Origin of the sequence: Phormidesmis priestleyi ULC007 (assembly GCF_001895925.1) — a bacterium.
Classification (GTDB): domain Bacteria; phylum Cyanobacteriota; class Cyanobacteriia; order Leptolyngbyales; family Leptolyngbyaceae; genus Phormidesmis_A; species Phormidesmis_A priestleyi_A.
Window position 1 is genome coordinate 1 of sequence record NZ_MPPI01000038.1, and the last position, 16,355, is coordinate 16,355.

Consider the following 16,355-nt stretch of genomic DNA (forward strand, 5'->3'; position numbering starts at 1 on the left):
CCTTGAACCTCCCTGACGAGCCTGAATTCATCTGCACTTTCCCGCATTCCTCACTCCTGTTCATCCCGCCATAGAAGGACTTCGATTTTTCTCCCTCGACATCACAACACTCAAGTTATTAAGATTATCTGGCAGCGTTCAGAACCGGGTTGCCTCGGAATTATCTGTAAGACAAGGTTTTGAGGCATCTGCTCAGACGAAACAAGTGCTTGCGTTGACAAGTCTCTGTCCTCTCCCTAAGCTTGAGATATGAAGGTGAGGGATCTCATCAAACTGATTGAGCAAGATAGCTGGTATTTGGCTCGGACACGGGGCAGCCATCGTCAATACAAACATCCCAACAAGCTAGGTCTAGTGACTGTACCCGAAAAACCAGGGGACGACCTAGCGCCAGGAACATTGGATAGCATTTTGAAGCAAGCGGGTTTGAAATAATGCAGTACCTTATTGTGATTGAGAAGACAGAAACTGGATATTCTGCTTATTCTCCTGACCTACTAGGGTGTGTCTCGACTGGGGCAACCCGTGAAGAAGTTGAACAGAATATGCATGAAGCGATCGAGTTTCATCTTGATGGATTGAAGTTAGAGGGTTTAGAGATTCCACAGCCTACGACCTCATCAGCCTATGTCGAGGTCGCAGCCTAACGCTGTGTTGGAGAGCCGACGTATCAAACCTATCTGTTGAAACTAGAGTTTGTCTGAGTCGGCTCAACTGTGTCGTTATGCCGCAAGTTCTCGGTCAAGACGTTATCACAACGTCTTTTGGTTGTAGCCCACACAGAGCAAGAAGGTGATCCAGACGACGACCCCGATAAACTGATTCTGGCGCATCTTCGTGTCTCTCTTCAAGAAGTTAAAGAGGGAAAAACTCTTACGCAGATTTCGGCTTTATTTAATCCACAATCCTAAGTCATGAAGTTACGTTCCTTTCGATTCCGAATTGCTCTGATGGCTGCGATTTTGGCAGGAGGCGCACTCGTCGGGTTTGGAGTGCTTTCTTCGTGGCTGATTTATGAGGCAAAAGTCAGCCGCCTGGATGCAGAACTAGAAAGTCAGTTGATTTTAGCGGGTCGCCCCCGATCGCCCGATCGCTGGCAGTCTTATGAAGCCTTTCTTCCAAGAGCGTTTGAAACCAGCACCAAAAACGCGATCGCGCTCCTCGTGATCGGAGGCGATGACACAGTGCTTTATCGCTCACCCGCATGGAACCCAGATCTCAACATTACCAACCTCTGGACATCGCGACCACCGAGACCTATGCCGACTGCTCCACCGACGGTCGATCGCGTTCAGCCCGATGCTTTGCGTCCCTCCGATCGACTGCCCCCTACGCCTCGCTTCATCACACAACGCACCCCTAGCGGAGCTTGGCGCATGGGGTCAGTCACCACTCCCTTTACTCAAGTAGCGATCGCCGTCAGCTTAAACGCGATTGATCAAGAAATGGCAGTGATTCGCAATATCTTTTTGATTTCGATTCCAGGAGTGCTGTTGTTGGTAGCAGGCGGCGCATGGGCGATCGCGGCAAACAGTTTGCGATCAATTCACCAACTCACCACGATTGTTGGCAGTGTCACCGCCAGTGGACTAGAACAACGGGTGCCGATCGGGTCAACCGATGTTGAATTTGTCCAATTAATTCAGGTAGTTAACCAGATGTTAGAACGTCTGGAACGCAGTTTTAAACAATCTTCTCGCTTTAGTGCAGATGCCGCCCACGAACTCAAAACGCCTCTCGCTATTTTACAAGGAGAGCTAGAACAAACCATACAACGGGTGCGACCTCTACTTGATACAAAATGCCTATAATCTATATTTGAGAAGGTTTTTGAGTTTCTTCAAAGCAGATATTAAATTTACTCATTGACTTCCACAATAAATTATCAAAAACCTCATGGAACAAAGAACCGAGAGTTTCCTTGGGACATCAGATAGAGGTCGCACCCCATACAACAAGCCGAGCCAGGGTCAGAGGTGCAGCAAAGTCTGAGCAACTTGCTCGATGAAGTTCGCCGTCTGAGTGGCATTGTCCGCAAACTACTGTTGTTGTCTCTTGCAGACGCAGGGCAGATGTCTCTCTATCGAGTTGAGGTAGATTTGTCTCGCTTGTTAATCGAGATGTTAGAAGACATTGAACTGCTGGCACCGCACTTAGATCTTCAAACAGAAATTGCCGATCGCTTGTTCGTGCAGGGCGATCACGACTTACTTGTGCAGGTGTTGCAAAATCTGATTAGCAATGCGATCAAATATAATCTTCCCAACGGCTGGATTCGGATTGTAGCTCGTCGTCAGAATTCAGTCATCTTGATGACCATCAGCAATCGTTCAAACGAGATTTTAGCGAATGATCGCCATCGCATCTTCGATCGCTTTCATCGTGGCGATCCTGCCCGCACTCGCAAAATAGAAGGACTCGGATTAGGGCTAAGTCTGGCACGAGAAATCGTACAGGCACACAACGGGCATCTTACCCTCGACATGACCCCGCCCGGAGAGACTGCATTTACCCTGACCTTGCCTACTCACTGAAGTGATTCTAGACAATCAAATCAGCCGTGTGCTTGCTCAAATGCATCGACCTACCTATGATTGCAAATGAGTTGTGGAGCAGAAAATCGATGCGGGTAATCGGACTAATGAGCGGCACTTCTGTCGATGGAATTGATGCAGCGCTGGTTGAAATCTCAGGCAGCATTCACGATCTCACCGTCCAGTTTTTAGCGGGAGAAACCTATCCCTATCCCTCTGATCTCAGAGAAAAAATTCTGGCAGTTTGTGGCGGTGCAGCGCTGTCAATGGCAGACTTTGCTCAATTAGATGACGCGATCGCCACTCAATTTGCTCAAGCCGCGCTGTCGATTCAAAATGGGCAGGCGATCGCAGATCTGATCGGCTCTCACGGACAGACGGTTTATCACCAACCTCCGCTTAAAAAGGAATTAGGGTATAGCCTTCAATTGGGGCGAGGCGCAACGATCGCTGACCAAACTGGCATCACCACCGTCAGCAACTTTCGAGAAGCAGACATCGCGATCGGTGGACACGGTGCCCCCCTTGTTCCGACTGTCGATGCCGCACTGCTCAGTCACCCAACCTACAGTCGCTGCGTTCAAAACATCGGCGGCATTGGCAATGTAGCTTATCTGCCTGCAACGTCTGCAACTCAACCCTCCCCCATGCGCGGCTGGGACACCGGGCCCGGAAACGTGCTGCTTGACCTCGCAGTCGAGCACCTCTCTCAGGGATCAAGAACCTACGACCAAGATGGAGCTTGGGCAGCCACCGGAGAGCCATGTCAAGCGTTGGTCGATCGCTGGCTTCAACAAGACTTTTTTCAACAACTGCCGCCCAAATCTACCGGGCGAGAACACTTTGGACAGAGCTATCTGCAAACCTGCTTGATCGATGCCAATGCCTATCAACTCAATCCTGCTGAGATTCTCGCCACCCTTACCGAACTCACAGCCGCCTCGATCGCCCACAGCTATCGCACCTTCCTGCCCCAAATGCCCGATCAGATTCTGCTCTGCGGCGGCGGTAGTCGCAATTTATGCTTAAAGCAAAGAATTCAATCTAGGCTCAGCGACATTCCAGTCATGACCACTGACGAAGCTGGCTTAAGCGCAGACTTTAAAGAAGCGATCGCTTTTGCGGTGTTAGCTTACTGGAGGCATCGGAAGATCCCTGGTAATTCTCCTGAAACCACAGGTGCCTCAAAAGCCGTGCTTTTAGGTGAAATTAACTACGCTCGTGAAAACTTTCGCGTGATAGCATAAGGTGCCATTAGACTCACTGGCACACGATCGGGCGTAAGCTGATAAAACTCCCAAATCTGCCAGCCATCTAGTTGATCTAAATTGAGGCAAGGAATGGCACCGTGACCCACACCTTTTTAATACAACCAGGACGGTGGACTCTTCAAGGAAGCTGGTTAGAACGTCATGGTATGCCGATTACGGTCAAAGGTAGAACCATTGTTGCTTGGAGCCGCGACGACTGGTTTACGATCGTCACAAAATTGGTCTTTCCCAACGCCGATCGTGACGAAATTAGCTCTCAATATAGAGGGCGCTTAGATTCTGGAGAACGGCGCTATACCTTTGTGCTGCAACACAGTTTGCTCGGTCGCGTCGAAGGCGAAGGCTGGGTTGCCCCTGAATCGCTCGTGCAGCGCTATTGGGTGTTGGGCGATCGTCAGCGTCGCAGTGGTTTTGAAACGATGGTGCGTCTTGACGACAATAAATATTACCTTTCAAGCGGCATTCTTTCGGGGCACTACTTAACCAGCGCGATGGAAGCCACCCTCGAACGACAACCAGAATAGCAGTCTCCCGTTACTTTGTGCGAGAGCGTGTCCATAATTAAATTTATGAAGGGGTATCACTCTTTACCTCTAACCAGTCTGAGCGATCGAGAAATTCAAACTCTACAATAGAGTATCAGACTGAATTTGACGGTCAAAACTAGCACCCTCTACTTTCACCCCGTGCAGAATCGTTCACCTTCAATGACAGACCTCAACAGCGAATCTCTATTGACTAATCGCTATCGGCTCATGGAGTTGATAGGGCGCGGCGCAATGGGGCAGGTTTACAGAGCCGAGGATGTTTTGCTGGGCGGCGTGATCGTCGCAGTTAAGTTTTTGGCCCAGACCCTTCTGACTCCTCGAATGCGCGATCGCTTTCGCAGTGAAGCTCGCACCTCGGCGCTCTTGAGCACCAAAAGTATGCACATCGTCCGAGTGATGGACTATGGAGTTAATGATGAAGGGGTGCCTTTCTATGTAATGGAGTATTTGCAAGGTCACAGCCTCAGTGAGGTGATCACCACTCAAAACCTGCCGCTGCCGCGATTTCTCAGCATCGCGCGTCAGATTTGCCAGGGGCTTCAGTGCGCTCACCAAGGAATCGCGATCGATGGCTCGATCTATCCGATTATTCATCGCGATGTCAAACCTAGTAATATTTTGGTCAGCCAAGATCCCAGTTGGGGCGAACTGGTCAAGATTTTAGACTTTGGGATTGCTAAAATTCTGCAAGCCGATGCTAATCAAACCAGCTCGTTTATGGGCACCCTTGCCTACTCGTCGCCTGAGCAGATGGAAGGCAAAGAGCTAGATTCTCGATCGGATATTTATGGTTTGGGGGTGATGCTATTTGAGATGCTCACAGGCAAAATGCCGCTTCAGGCAGAAACCCATTCTTTTGGCAGTTGGTATAAAACGCATCACTTTCAGGTGCCGCGAAGCTTTGAATCGGTCAACCCCAATCTCAAGGTTCCTAAAGTTTTAGAGAGCCTGGTGATGAGTTGTCTGGCAAAGTCAGCCAACGATCGTCCTCAAACCGTTGGCGAAGTCTTAAAAGCGCTAGAGCCATTAGAGCAGCGCTATAACGCGACTCGTCAGATCAGTCACCGCATTGGTGAAGCCTTGCTCAGGCGACCAGTGGCGGCTCCGGTTCGCGACCCTGAAGCGCTTTCGCCCGATGAGGCGTGTCAACTGACGACGTGGCCTCAAAATAAGCCGATCGCTCAAATTGTCTTTCCTCATGTGTTGAAAACGAAGCGAGAGGAAATTGCAACAGTTTGGGTGATGCTACCACAGCAGGAAATTGAGAATATTCAGTTAGGCAAGCTTTATAACAAGCTCTATAAAAACTTTTTGTGCTGCATGTCTCCGCACCCAATGATGCTGTGGATGACTGCTCTTTATAATCAACTTCACCATAAAAAAATAGGCCCACGTTGGTTGCGCTGCTATCTAGATTTAAAGGCGGTTGAGGGTCGGCAAATCATCCGTCTTCTAGTCGAACGCAAGCAATATTATGTGCTGTTTTTTGCCCTTGAAGACCCTCATCACTGTGCTTATGTGATGCCAGTCACGCTCAATGATGCTCAACTGGCTCAACTTCAAACCTGGACTGTAGACAGTCAAACCTGGCGCTCGATCGGAAAACCTACCCTCAGCAAAGACATTCTCAAAGGAGAATTTGAGAAGCTCAAACTTAAAATCACTGGGGATTTAGAAAATCAGTAAGAATATTAGGTCAGGACTTACGCATTTTGCCAAAACCTCGGAGGTTTAAGCCACTCTGTCGGTCACGATGCTTGATTCTTGGTTAAAACCTCCGAGGTTTGCGTCAGTCCTATAGGTTATGAGAACTGTATTGGAGGGCTTATGCCACTCACTGCTACCGATCTAGAAATCTTCCAGCAGCAGCTTCCTGACTACCAGATGGAATTAGTGGATGGAGAGATCATTGTCATGAGTCCATCTGGATTAGAGCCTGATGAAATTGCGCTAGAAATTGGGCGGCAACTCGCGAACTGGGTCAGACCTCGCAAACTTGGACGAGTGGCAGGTTCGAGTGCTGGCTTCAAGCTCCCCAACGCGAATGAGGATGTTCGCGCCCCTGATTGCTCCTTTGTCAAGGCAGAGCGTCTAAAACGAACCACACAGGACTTTGCGCGGTTAGTACCTGATCTCGGTTTTGAAGTGGTATCGAAGTCAGACTCGCTAGAAAAGCAGCGTCAGAAAGTCAAATTTTACCTGTCATTAGAGATGGTGGTTGGGGTAGTCGTTGACCCCAGAACACGAGCCGTCGAAGTATGCCGTCCTGGGCAGGACGAGGCGCAGATTTTGAGAGACGGAGATATCTTGACTCTTCCAGAATTGTTTCCAGGATGGGAGATGGAGATTTCGAGTATCTGGGCACCAGAGTTTGACTAGCTGTTTGTTCACGCACTTTTTGCAAATGTTCTGCCTGATCAACTGAGATTAACGATCGACTCATTGACCCACTGCGAAAATTGCGCTTGCTCAGATGCAGAAATGCCTTGCATGGTTTCTCCAACCACTTTGATCGCCACGGGCGGCAGCACTTCGCTGAGTTCTCGTCCTGCCGGGGTGAGCCAGATTCGCCAAACTCGGCGATCGTGGGGGTCTCTTTCGCGACGGATCAGGTTTCGTTCTGCCATGCGATCGAGTACACCTGTTAGAGTCCCACCCACTTGCTGAAGCTGATCGCTAATATTTGAGGTTGCCAATCCGTCTTCTTGCCACAGACAACAGAGCACCACCCAATGAAAAGGCGTTAACCCGATCGGCTCTAGCTCTTCCTGAAAACTGCGGGTCACTAGTTGAGCTAAAAGTTTGATGCGATACCCCAAGCTACAAGGAGCCAGAATCTCTTGCCAGCCTTGCCCACCGATCGGAACGGGGACGGGTAGGCTGGACAACTTTTCAGAACTGGGGATCGCAAATCGCTGCACATTGACGAGCATACGATCGAGCAGTTGAGACAGACGCTCTCGGTCTTCATAAGAGATGCCTTGTAGCGCGACTTCTCGCAGCTCGACCGCGATCGGGGGCAAGATGTCTTGTAATTTCCGACCCTCATCGGTGAGCCAAATTCGCCAAACTCGCCGATCGTGAAGATCTCGCTCACGGCGAATCAGGTTGCGCTCTGCCATGCGATCGAGCACACCCGTTAAAGTGCCGCCGACTTGTTGCAGGCGATCTCCTAAAGTCGAGGTTGCCAGCCCGTCTTCTTGCCACAGACAGCAGAGCACTACCCAATGAAAAGGCGTTAACCCAAAGGGTTCCAAGCGTTCTTGAAATTTGCGCCCTGAGAGTTGGGAGAGCAGTTTGATCCGATACCCAATTCCGTAGGGCGCTAAACTGCTTTGCACCTCTGACAGAGGTTGATGTTGAGGGGGCAAGGAAACCATCTAGCTTTGAGAATTACTTAGAACACTTAATAATAGATAATTTTACTGAAGACTGTTGTAACAAACAGATCAAACTTAGTGAAGAGTTCTTAAGCTGTGAAAAACCGAGGCGGAGTCAGCCAAAATAGCTGGCTGTGGGCGATCGGCGAACCCGATAAAGGAAGCGTTAGCCCGATCGCGCCCGCTTTTTTGAGAATGAGTTTGCCTTGAGCGTTGCCCCAGATTAGTGTCTCAGCCCAAGTACTCAAGTCTGGCTCATGCCCAACCAGTGCCAGAGACTTTTCGGATGCTTTCCAGTCTTCTAACCAATCTATCCATGTCTGGATATTACCACCCGGCGCAAGATAGGCAGCTTCTTTGAGATGTTTGCTTAACCCAACTTCTTGAAGAATCTCAGCCGTTTGCTCTGCCCGAACTAGCGGACTCGTCAGAATCAGATCAAACTGCAAATCCAACTCGCTCAACCGCTTGGCAATTTGACGAGTTTTGCGCTTGCCCTCCTCAGTTAAAGGACGCTCACGATCGTTTTCATAGTCGCCATGCTGTCCGGCTAAACCGTGACGAATCAGATATAGATTAAACGTTGACATAAAAAAAGGGTAGAACGCTCTTCCTTACGTTCTACCCTTTTTTCAGAGGTTTTAATTCACGCCTTTGGGATAGTTTTGTTCTGGGTTGACCAACCGCAGCAGTTTTTGTTTGACCTGAGCATCATGAACACTCCATTTCATCTTGGCGTAATCGCTGTTTTCGGTGAAGCCAGACAAAAAGCCCATCGGAATCTCAAACCCACCTGCCTGCAATCGTCCGCCGCCAAAAAATCGCCCTTGAGCATCTTGCCCAAAAGCTTCTTTGATAAACTCGTCGGGATCAAGGGTCAGTTTATTCGTTCTTAAAGAACCGACCACTACCTCTAGTTCCTCGTCTTCATCGTGGACGATGCCATAAACGACAGCAGTGTGAACGTTTTCCTCGGTGACTAAGAAATCAGCGGCTTGGGGGATCGCATCGCGATCGTCATAGCGCAAATAGCCAACTCCAGCGATCGAGAAGTTATTGTGCACGGTGCGATTTTTGAGCGATCGCTCGATCACATCCATCACCTGTTTTGAGCGAGACGATTGCAGCACCGCATTCAGCAACTGAGCGTCATAAAAGCGGCTCAAATAAGCGGCTGCCAAAAAGTCTTCTTCTTGAGCCTGCATCAGGCGATTGGTATCCGACCTCAACCCATGCATCAGCGAGGTAGCACACTTGACGTGTTCAGTCAAATTATTATCGAGTTTTAGCAGCCCAGACTGAAGATATTGGGTCAAAATCGTGGCAGTTGCACGAGTGTGGGGACGGATATCAATAAATTCCGCCTTCATGTCGTCTTGCATACTGTGATGGTCAATAACAACAGCGATCGGCACACCAGCCTGCTGCATAGACGTAAACAGTTGGCTAGTGGTTCCCTGATTGTCGATAAACACACAGCCTTTATAGAGCGACAAATCTTTGGTCTTGAGCGATTGCACCGTCCAGCGTTGCAGCGGCAACCCGGTTAGCTTGACCAGCGCAATATTTTCTTGATGACTGAGCGTTCCCGCATAGACGATATCGCACTGAATCTCATATTTTTGGGCAATCAGCTTATAAGTCCACGCCGAAGACAGCGCATCGGGATCAGGAAAGTCTTGCAAAATCACAACTTGACGATCGCCGCGATGACGCTCTAGAAGCTGCCGAAATGCGTCTATTTTTTGCTCTTGTTCGGGCGATCGAGCCGCATCGTAGGGAAAGCGACCCCGATGTTCACTGACGTATCCCCCACCATTTGCCACTTTTGCAGCAGGTTCAAGGGCGGAGTAGTCAACCGTCGAACTCAAGCCAGACGGAGGATCTGGTTCCATTGTGATTAGCAAAGTATTAAGCGATGGACTCGAATCAGGTTGCATAGTGGGTGGCACAGGGGAGAAAGCCAGGATGCTGCCCTGGTAGGGCATTTCTGCCAGTTTGTAAAGAACCGTTAACCGCTTGACGCGATCACTTCTTTGATCTTCGCAAAAAAACGCAAAAAACGGTGAAATTTGTTGACGGTTCTCCCCCAAGATTGACCAAGCTGGGATAACGTTCACAACTTAAGCAAAACCCCCACACCAAACAAGGTAAGAGGGGGTTAGATACCGATGACGTATTTACGCCATTCTTGGTTCACGCCATTTTTAACGTGTTTAGTGACTTCAAAGTAGAGACTGCTGTAGGGCTTGCGGGGCTGATATTGCAAAGGCATATTGGCCTCTTTGGGGGTGCGACTGCCTTTTTTGACGTTGCAGCGCACACAAGCAGTGACAATATTTTCCCAGGAATCACCGCCACCGCGCGATCGCGGAATCACATGATCGAGCGTCAGATCATCCCCCGAATAGCCACAATATTGGCAAGAATGGCTGTCTCGATGCAGCAAATTCTTTCGAGTCAGGGGAATTTCTTTGTAGGGAACGCGGACATAGTGACGCAGCCGGATCACCGTTGGCAGCGGAAACCCTGAATAAACATATTTACCGTTATGTTCGACCTGCTCTGCTTTGCCCTTAATCAACAAAACGACCGCTCGTCGCCAACTGGTTATGTTGAGCGGTTCGTAGGAGGCATTAAGCACCAGAACCTTGCCCATTGATGAATTTATTGAGACATTATTAGCCCCGATGCTAACACATAAAATCTAGGGACGATATGTAGTGAGGAATTAGGAGATAGAGAGAGTGTTCGCTAGTGACATTTCAACTTTGCCGAGTTAATTTGAAACTGCACGCTCACAATCTTATTTTTACCAGGGAGTTCTTGAGCGCCCAAAATGTACCCTTCTTGCTTTAATTCTTCAACGGTTCGCCAAAAAATTTGATTGTTTCGAGAGGAATTGCTGCCTAATAAATCTAAGTTCTTAAACAGATATTGCTTAGAAATTACAACATATTGACCCTCTTGAAGAATGTCCCATTTCATGCGACTTGCTAAGTAGATCAAGAGCTTTGTTTTGTAATCACTTTTAGCGTTGCTGCCTAACTTTTGAGTGATATCGATCGTGTTAGCAAATAAAACAGAATCTCCGGTGCGAGCAGGCCCATCAAAAAACTCTAGAGAAATCGTATAAGCGTCTGCTAATTCGTAGGTATAATCGGCAGCTTTGCTGAGATCAAAATCACGCGGCACGTGATCAATTTCGTAATCTTTGATCCGCAATACGCTCTTGATCATGACTTTAGCACCCATCGTTTGAGTCCCTTTTCTAAACGATTGGGCTAACACTAATTCAGTGCGGTGAAGCGAGACTAAATCGCAGTTAAGTTGCGATCGCAGCTTAGATGCAAATCCACCGTCTTTAGTGCGTGTATAGCCCAAAATTTCTAACAAATCGTTGGATCGAAAAGTGACGATCGCGCCGTTGCCCTGCTGTGCAGCCAGCTTGTAAAGATAAAGCACGATCGACACCTGTCGGGGGTTGAGAAACGTCAGCAGTGCCGCAAACAAACGCTGAGTTTTGCGGTCTTGAATTTTCTCTAGCCCTTTGCTGATGCCTTTGTGGGCGCAAACGCTCCAATCTAACTTGGCATATTCGGCTTTGAGGTCTTCCCACTCTTCGGCAGAAAGATTTTCGAGCGGCACTCGACGAATCAGGGTGAGTTCGCTAGTCTCTCTAGGGTCTGCCTCAACGCGCACTTCTAGGTAGTAACCGTCTGCGTCAGAGCGCAAGATCGGGAGTTGCAAATCTGGGTTTTTGAGAGATGCGGCAGCCCTGGGCAACACCATCAAAAGCTGCCCATCAACCGGGAACGTTGCCTCTAATTTTTTCATCGATCGGAGATAAAGGGACGGTAGCGCATGAGGGTCGTGGCTAATGGCTAACCGTTCATATCCTGCATTAAGGTTTCGATTTTGTCCAGAAGTTGGACGCTATATCTAGCGGTCTAATTCTGAGAAACTTTATTCTAACTCTGCATATAGATAGTACTTTCGATCTGATTCTATAACGCCCACGTATGTTTTTCGCCTATAGACCTGTAACTTCAGCGTCTATTTTTCGCCTACAACTTTAGCGTAGAAACATCTGTCGTCTTTGTGATGATAGCGTCTCATTTGCAGAGTTCCTCTAAGAGTCATCTTGTCAAATCCGACTCTTTGCTACCAAGCATTCCATCCCTTGTCCTGTAACTTTAGCGTCGAGTTCTGACCTGTTACTTCGGCGTAGGAAAGGCAGTCGATCCCATCACTCCCGCGTCTGATTTTAGCCTACAACTCCTGCGTAAAATTGACCTGTAACTTGCGCGTATGCAGAACGGTTGCCCCTTGAGTTGTCAAATTTTCGGTGTTAATCTCTCATTCACACCACGGAAGTTCCTAGAACTACTATCCGTGGCGTAATGACCAATCTTGCTTCCTAGAGGCAGTCTGACCTACCACTCAGATTGACTGTGACCTACCACTCGCAGAAGTCTAGACAAGCAAAACCCCTCTAGCGTCCCTACCACAGTCTGCTAAAGGGGTCTGAATGCAACCTTGTGATCCCAACATTTTGCTGGGAACCGATTCTTATGCTGATAAATTGTACCAGTTGTGACGGCTCAATGCTAGAGTCGTCTTCATTTTGGCAACCCCTAAATTCATCTTTGCGCCCGTCTAGTCTGGCTTTTGAGCACGAGCAAGAATGGCTAGAAAGTGGAGTCGATCGCGACATCATTCGCCTCAACGTGCAGACGCTGTGCGACACGGCGATCGACCCGTTTACCCACGAAGTTTCCTATCCGATCGCCGAGCATTTGCACTGGAGCGTGACGCGCTTTGGGCAGGAGGCACGGGCAAATGTGCGAGGCTGGTGGGTGAGCGGCATTGACCCGTTTAGCGACTGGCAGCGCATGGAGTGGGGACGGTTTAAGCCAGATGCTGATACGCCTGTGTTCGATCGAGCAAATCGCAAGCCTGCAAAATATCTCAGCCCCAGTTTAGGCAAGGGATCTAGCCGCCTGGTGCTGTTAGATGTACCTGAGTCGGTTTGGCAGCAAGTTGCCGATCGCTACCAGGTCGCAATGCCGACAGAACTTGAGGACAAATCATCTTTTTGGCAGTGGGTTTGGCAAAATAATCTGCCGCTCATTTTGACGGAAGGTGAGAAAAAAGCTGGGTGTCTGTTGAGTTTGGGATATGTGGCGATCGCGCTTCCTGGCATTTTTAGCGGCTATCGCAGAGACACTCGGCAACTCATTGCAGAGTTGGCGCACTTTGCGACAGAAGGACGATCGGTGCATATTTGCTTTGACTTTGAGACGAAGCCGAAAACGATTCAAAACATTTTGCTGGCAACGTCTCGGCTGGGGCAATTGCTGACTCGTGCTGGGTGTGAAGTCAAAATCATTGCGCTACCGGGGCCACAAAAAGGGGTGGATGATTTCGTCGTCGCCTGTGGACGGGAGGCATTTGCAGAAGTCCATGAGTCAGCTATCACCCTGGAGTTTTGGCAAGCATCTCGGCTGTGGTCGTTGACTTATACACCGACGGTTGCACTCAATCAACCCTATTTAGGAGATTTAGCTTACCCAACATCTGGTTTAGTCGGAGTCAAAAGTCCGAAAGGGACGGGCAAAACAACTGCACTACAAAACTTGATTAAAGCAGCCCGATCGCAGGGTCGAAGAGTCTTAGTAATCACGCACCGAATTCAACTGGGTAAAGCGATTTGCAACAGCTTAAACCTGGATTGGATCGAAGACGTTCAAGAGTCTGAAACTCAAGGAATGTATGGCTACGGCTTGTGTATTGACTCGCTGCACTCAGGCTCAAAAGCGCGATTTAACCCCGAAGATTGGGAGGGCGCGATCGTCATTCTCGATGAGGTGGAACAAGTGCTTTGGCATGCGCTCAATAGCTCGACGTGCTATCACCAACGAGTCAGAATTTTAGAAACGTTGAGAGAATTGGTGCAAATCGTTCTCTCAACTCAAGGACTGCTGATCGCTCAAGATGCCGACTTGTCGGATGTCAGTTTAGATTATTTAAAAGGACTGGCAGAATTTCCGATCGCGCCCTGGCTGGTCACCAACCAATGGAAGCCCGAAACAGGTTGGGATGTGTCACTCTACGACACCAAAAATCCTGCGCCGCTCGTTGCCCGAATGGAAGAGGTGATCGAAACCGGAGCCGTTTTTGTCTGTGTCGATTCTCAAAAAGTTAAGGGTAAATGGAGTTCTAAAAACTTAGAGACTTATTTAAAGTCGCGCTTCCCCGATAAGCGCATTCTCAGAATCGATAGTGAAAGTGTTGCTGATCCAGAACATCCTGCGTTTCGTGTCGTCGATCGGCTGAATCAAATTATTCCTGACTATGACATTGTGCTGTCAACGCCCACGATCGGAACGGGAGTCTCGATCGACGTTCGCGGACACTTTAAAGCCGTGTTTGGCATCTTTCAAGGTGTCACTCCCGATTCAGAATCGCGTCAGGCATTGGCACGAGTGCGCGAATCGGTGCCTCGATTTGTGTGGGGCGCGCACTTCAGCCCAGTCAAAATTGGCAACGGAAGCTGCAACTATCGAGACGTGGCGCGATCGATGACCAAAACCGTTAAATACAACATTTCTCTATTAAAAGAAGTCGATTTTGACTTGGATGAGCAGAGTGACCCGATCGCGCTTCGCACCTGGGCAAAAATGGCGGCACGGGTCAATGCGTCTCTCTGGAGCTATCGCAAAGAACTCCGCAACGGCTTATTTATGGAAGGTCATCAAGTGACGATCGTCACGGACGATGCAACCAAGATTTTTACACAAACTCCGGTCACTGAAGAAATGCTTTATTTACTAAAAAATGGTTCGATGAAAGTCCCTGGATTTGAGTTTTTAGACTGGCGACACAACGCACAAACCACTGAGCGAGTCGTGCAAGCGGTCACAAAAATTAGAACTCAAAATCAAAAAGCAGAAGCGATCGCGATCTCAACCTCTGCTGAATTGAGTTCCGCAGAATATGACGAACTCAAAGATCATTCATCACAAACCACACGCAAACGTAACAGCAAACGCAAACACGAACTGCAACGCCGCTATTCGGTTGAAATTACGCCAGAAGTAAAACTTAAAGATGATGAAGGCTGGTATGCTCAACTCCGCCTCCATTATTATTTGACTCACGATCCTGAGTTTGTGCAACTGCATGATATGCAAGAGCTTCAAGGACATTTGGATCGAGGCAATGGTAAAGTTGCGGTTCAAGATTTGTGCTTGCTGACCGCTCAAGTGGAAGCCTTACGATCGCTCAAACTCCTCGATATGTTCAAGCTTGACGAAAAGATTCGAGCCACTGACCCAGAAGTGCAGCATATTGTCTCATTTGCGATGCAATATAAGGACGACATCAAAACCTTATTTAACGTCACGATCACTGAGAAATTGGCACCGATGGCGATCGTACAAGCCCTACTCGGCAAAATTGGCATCAAGCTCACCTGCACCGGACGCGATCAAGCTCCAGACGGGCGACGAGGCGGAGTTCGGGTTTATCGATATCATCCCCCGATCGACGATCGAGACACTATCTTTGACGAGTGGAAAAAGCGCGATTTAGCCACATTGCAAACCTTGATGGAAGTGACTGGATGCAGCTCATTCTCTGACATGGATGATTGGATGCAAATGTCTGCTTAAAAACCAAAAAACCTGAAATTAGAGAGAGGATAGAGTGCTGACATCCCCGCTATTCTAAAGTTAGTTACTAAAGGATAAGCATCTATGCAGCACTCCGATCGCTCTCCTCAATCAGTTTCTAGTCACCAAGTTGCGACGATCGCGGCGATTTTGGGCGCGATCGTGGTGAACGCACTCTCTAATTTTTTTCCGCTCAACGGGCTGAGTATTGGCGAAATTTCAAACACGCTTTTTGGTGGAGTTTTGGTGACTCCTGCCAATTATGCATTCGCGATTTGGGGCGTAATTTATTTAGGGCTGATTGCCTTCGGAATCTATCAAGTCGCACCTGCCCAACGAAATAATCCTCGGCTTCAAGAAGTGCGATCGCCGATCATCGCCGCGTCTCTACTTCAAATCCTGTGGGTGTTTGCCTTTCAAGGACGACTCTTTTGGCTCTCGGTCGTTGTAATGATTGGCATTTTGTTATCTCTAGTGTCAGCATTCTTGCAACTTAGAACAGAAGACGATCGCCTTTCTCGTACAGAAAAATGGCTGATTCAAATTCCGATCAGCGTTTATTTTGGTTGGATCACCGTCGCAACAGTTGTCAATGTTGCATCAGCTTTGTATAATTCTGGCTGGAATGGTGGCGGGATTTCTCCAGCAATTTGGACGGTGGTTTTGTCAGCAATCAGTGCAGCGATCGCGGCAGCAATTACGATTCGATATCGCGATGTTGCATTTCCGGCTGTGATTATTTGGGCATTGGTGGCGATCGCCATTCGTCAAGCGAGTCAATCTGCAATTCTGATCACCGCGATCGGACTCGCGATCGGGCTAGGCCTATTAATTTTATGGGTGCAGTTTAGACCTAGAAAGGCTACTTAGTCTGATTTTCAAAAGCAGCAAAGCCCATCAGTTTTCGCTAATATTGATTTAAACAACGCTCAACAGATATTAAGTT

Annotated in this window: 15 protein-coding genes; 10 read left to right on the forward strand and 5 right to left on the reverse strand. The window is 48.6% G+C overall.

Annotation, left to right across the window (positions count from 1 at the left end):
• The first annotated feature begins 255 nt into the window (after positions 1–255).
• The 8 genes from BRW63_RS21655 to BRW63_RS21690 all read left to right on the forward strand — a co-directional run bounded on the left by BRW63_RS21655 (position 256) and on the right by BRW63_RS21690 (position 6,732).
• Complete coding sequence (locus BRW63_RS21655) at positions 256–435, forward strand: type II toxin-antitoxin system HicA family toxin (RefSeq protein WP_425320471.1); 180 nt, start codon at positions 256–258, stop codon at positions 433–435.
• Positions 435–647 (forward strand): type II toxin-antitoxin system HicB family antitoxin, encoded by a 213-nt coding sequence (locus BRW63_RS21660; RefSeq protein ID WP_073074482.1) that lies wholly within the window; start codon positions 435–437, stop codon positions 645–647. Before BRW63_RS21655 ends, BRW63_RS21660 begins: the two co-directional genes overlap by 1 nt.
• Positions 648–914: 267 nt before the next feature.
• Complete coding sequence (locus tag BRW63_RS21665; protein WP_083583154.1) at positions 915–1,811, forward strand: HAMP domain-containing protein; 897 nt, start codon at positions 915–917, stop codon at positions 1,809–1,811.
• 165 nt (positions 1,812–1,976) lie between these two features.
• On the forward strand, positions 1,977–2,534 hold the full coding sequence (locus BRW63_RS21670) for a sensor histidine kinase (RefSeq protein WP_223257464.1): 558 nt from the start codon (positions 1,977–1,979) through the stop codon (positions 2,532–2,534).
• Positions 2,535–2,623: 89 nt separating this feature from the next.
• Positions 2,624–3,781 (forward strand): anhydro-N-acetylmuramic acid kinase, encoded by a 1,158-nt coding sequence (locus tag BRW63_RS21675; protein ID WP_106254110.1) that lies wholly within the window; start codon positions 2,624–2,626, stop codon positions 3,779–3,781.
• 101 nt (positions 3,782–3,882) lie between these two features.
• Positions 3,883–4,329, forward strand: a complete 447-nt coding sequence (locus BRW63_RS21680) for a hypothetical protein (RefSeq protein WP_073074484.1) — start codon at positions 3,883–3,885, stop codon at positions 4,327–4,329.
• Between the two features lie 183 nt (positions 4,330–4,512).
• Positions 4,513–6,039 (forward strand): serine/threonine protein kinase, encoded by a 1,527-nt coding sequence (locus BRW63_RS21685; protein ID WP_073074485.1) that lies wholly within the window; start codon positions 4,513–4,515, stop codon positions 6,037–6,039.
• 141 nt (positions 6,040–6,180) lie between these two features.
• Positions 6,181–6,732: a Uma2 family endonuclease gene (locus tag BRW63_RS21690; RefSeq protein WP_073074486.1), complete on the forward strand. Its 552-nt coding sequence runs from the start codon at positions 6,181–6,183 to the stop codon at positions 6,730–6,732.
• A gap of 38 nt (positions 6,733–6,770) precedes the next feature.
• Here BRW63_RS21690 and BRW63_RS29665 read toward each other — a convergent pair whose 3' ends face one another.
• The 5 genes from BRW63_RS29665 to BRW63_RS21720 all read right to left on the reverse strand — a co-directional run bounded on the left by BRW63_RS29665 (position 6,771) and on the right by BRW63_RS21720 (position 11,570).
• Positions 6,771–7,733 carry a MarR family winged helix-turn-helix transcriptional regulator gene (locus BRW63_RS29665; protein WP_244913252.1) on the reverse strand — a complete coding sequence of 321 codons (963 nt, stop codon included), beginning with the start codon at positions 7,731–7,733 and terminating at the stop codon, positions 6,771–6,773.
• 89 nt (positions 7,734–7,822) lie between these two features.
• On the reverse strand, positions 7,823–8,323 hold the full coding sequence (sixA, locus tag BRW63_RS21705) for a phosphohistidine phosphatase SixA (RefSeq protein ID WP_073074487.1): 501 nt from the start codon (positions 8,321–8,323) through the stop codon (positions 7,823–7,825).
• A gap of 51 nt (positions 8,324–8,374) precedes the next feature.
• Positions 8,375–9,628, reverse strand: a complete 1,254-nt coding sequence (locus BRW63_RS21710) for a DHH family phosphoesterase (protein ID WP_219898673.1) — start codon at positions 9,626–9,628, stop codon at positions 8,375–8,377.
• Between the two features lie 266 nt (positions 9,629–9,894).
• Complete coding sequence (locus tag BRW63_RS21715) at positions 9,895–10,392, reverse strand: HNH endonuclease (RefSeq protein WP_073074488.1); 498 nt, start codon at positions 10,390–10,392, stop codon at positions 9,895–9,897.
• 95 nt (positions 10,393–10,487) lie between these two features.
• Positions 10,488–11,570, reverse strand: a complete 1,083-nt coding sequence (locus BRW63_RS21720; RefSeq protein ID WP_073074489.1) for a hypothetical protein — start codon at positions 11,568–11,570, stop codon at positions 10,488–10,490.
• Positions 11,571–12,307: 737 nt separating this feature from the next.
• Between BRW63_RS21720 and BRW63_RS21725 the strand changes: the two genes are divergently transcribed.
• Both BRW63_RS21725 and BRW63_RS21730 read left to right on the forward strand, forming a co-directional pair.
• Entirely contained in the window at positions 12,308–15,409 is a 3,102-nt protein-coding gene (locus BRW63_RS21725; protein ID WP_223257465.1) for a plasmid replication protein, CyRepA1 family, read from the forward strand.
• 84 nt (positions 15,410–15,493) lie between these two features.
• Positions 15,494–16,279: a tryptophan-rich sensory protein gene (locus BRW63_RS21730; RefSeq protein ID WP_073074491.1), complete on the forward strand. Its 786-nt coding sequence runs from the start codon at positions 15,494–15,496 to the stop codon at positions 16,277–16,279.
• Positions 16,280–16,355 lie beyond the last annotated feature (76 nt).

What these genes read in the sequence shown, in the direction of transcription:
- BRW63_RS21660 (WP_073074482.1), top strand. Translation starts at nt 435, where the DNA reads ATGCAGTACCTTATTGTGATTGAGAAGACAGAAACTGGATATTCTGCT.
- BRW63_RS21665 (WP_083583154.1), top strand. Translation starts at nt 915, where the DNA reads ATGAAGTTACGTTCCTTTCGATTCCGAATTGCTCTGATGGCTGCGATT.
- BRW63_RS21675 (WP_106254110.1), top strand. Translation starts at nt 2,624, where the DNA reads ATGCGGGTAATCGGACTAATGAGCGGCACTTCTGTCGATGGAATTGAT.
- BRW63_RS21685 (WP_073074485.1), top strand. Translation starts at nt 4,513, where the DNA reads ATGACAGACCTCAACAGCGAATCTCTATTGACTAATCGCTATCGGCTC.
- BRW63_RS21690 (WP_073074486.1), top strand. Translation starts at nt 6,181, where the DNA reads ATGCCACTCACTGCTACCGATCTAGAAATCTTCCAGCAGCAGCTTCCT.
- BRW63_RS29665 (WP_244913252.1), bottom strand. Translation starts at nt 7,733, where the DNA reads ATGGTTTCCTTGCCCCCTCAACATCAACCTCTGTCAGAGGTGCAAAGC.
- sixA (WP_073074487.1), bottom strand. Translation starts at nt 8,323, where the DNA reads ATGTCAACGTTTAATCTATATCTGATTCGTCACGGTTTAGCCGGACAG.
- BRW63_RS21710 (WP_219898673.1), bottom strand. Translation starts at nt 9,628, where the DNA reads ATGGAACCAGATCCTCCGTCTGGCTTGAGTTCGACGGTTGACTACTCC.
- BRW63_RS21715 (WP_073074488.1), bottom strand. Translation starts at nt 10,392, where the DNA reads ATGGGCAAGGTTCTGGTGCTTAATGCCTCCTACGAACCGCTCAACATA.
- BRW63_RS21720 (WP_073074489.1), bottom strand. Translation starts at nt 11,570, where the DNA reads ATGAAAAAATTAGAGGCAACGTTCCCGGTTGATGGGCAGCTTTTGATG.
- BRW63_RS21725 (WP_223257465.1), top strand. Translation starts at nt 12,308, where the DNA reads ATGCTGATAAATTGTACCAGTTGTGACGGCTCAATGCTAGAGTCGTCT.
- BRW63_RS21730 (WP_073074491.1), top strand. Translation starts at nt 15,494, where the DNA reads ATGCAGCACTCCGATCGCTCTCCTCAATCAGTTTCTAGTCACCAAGTT.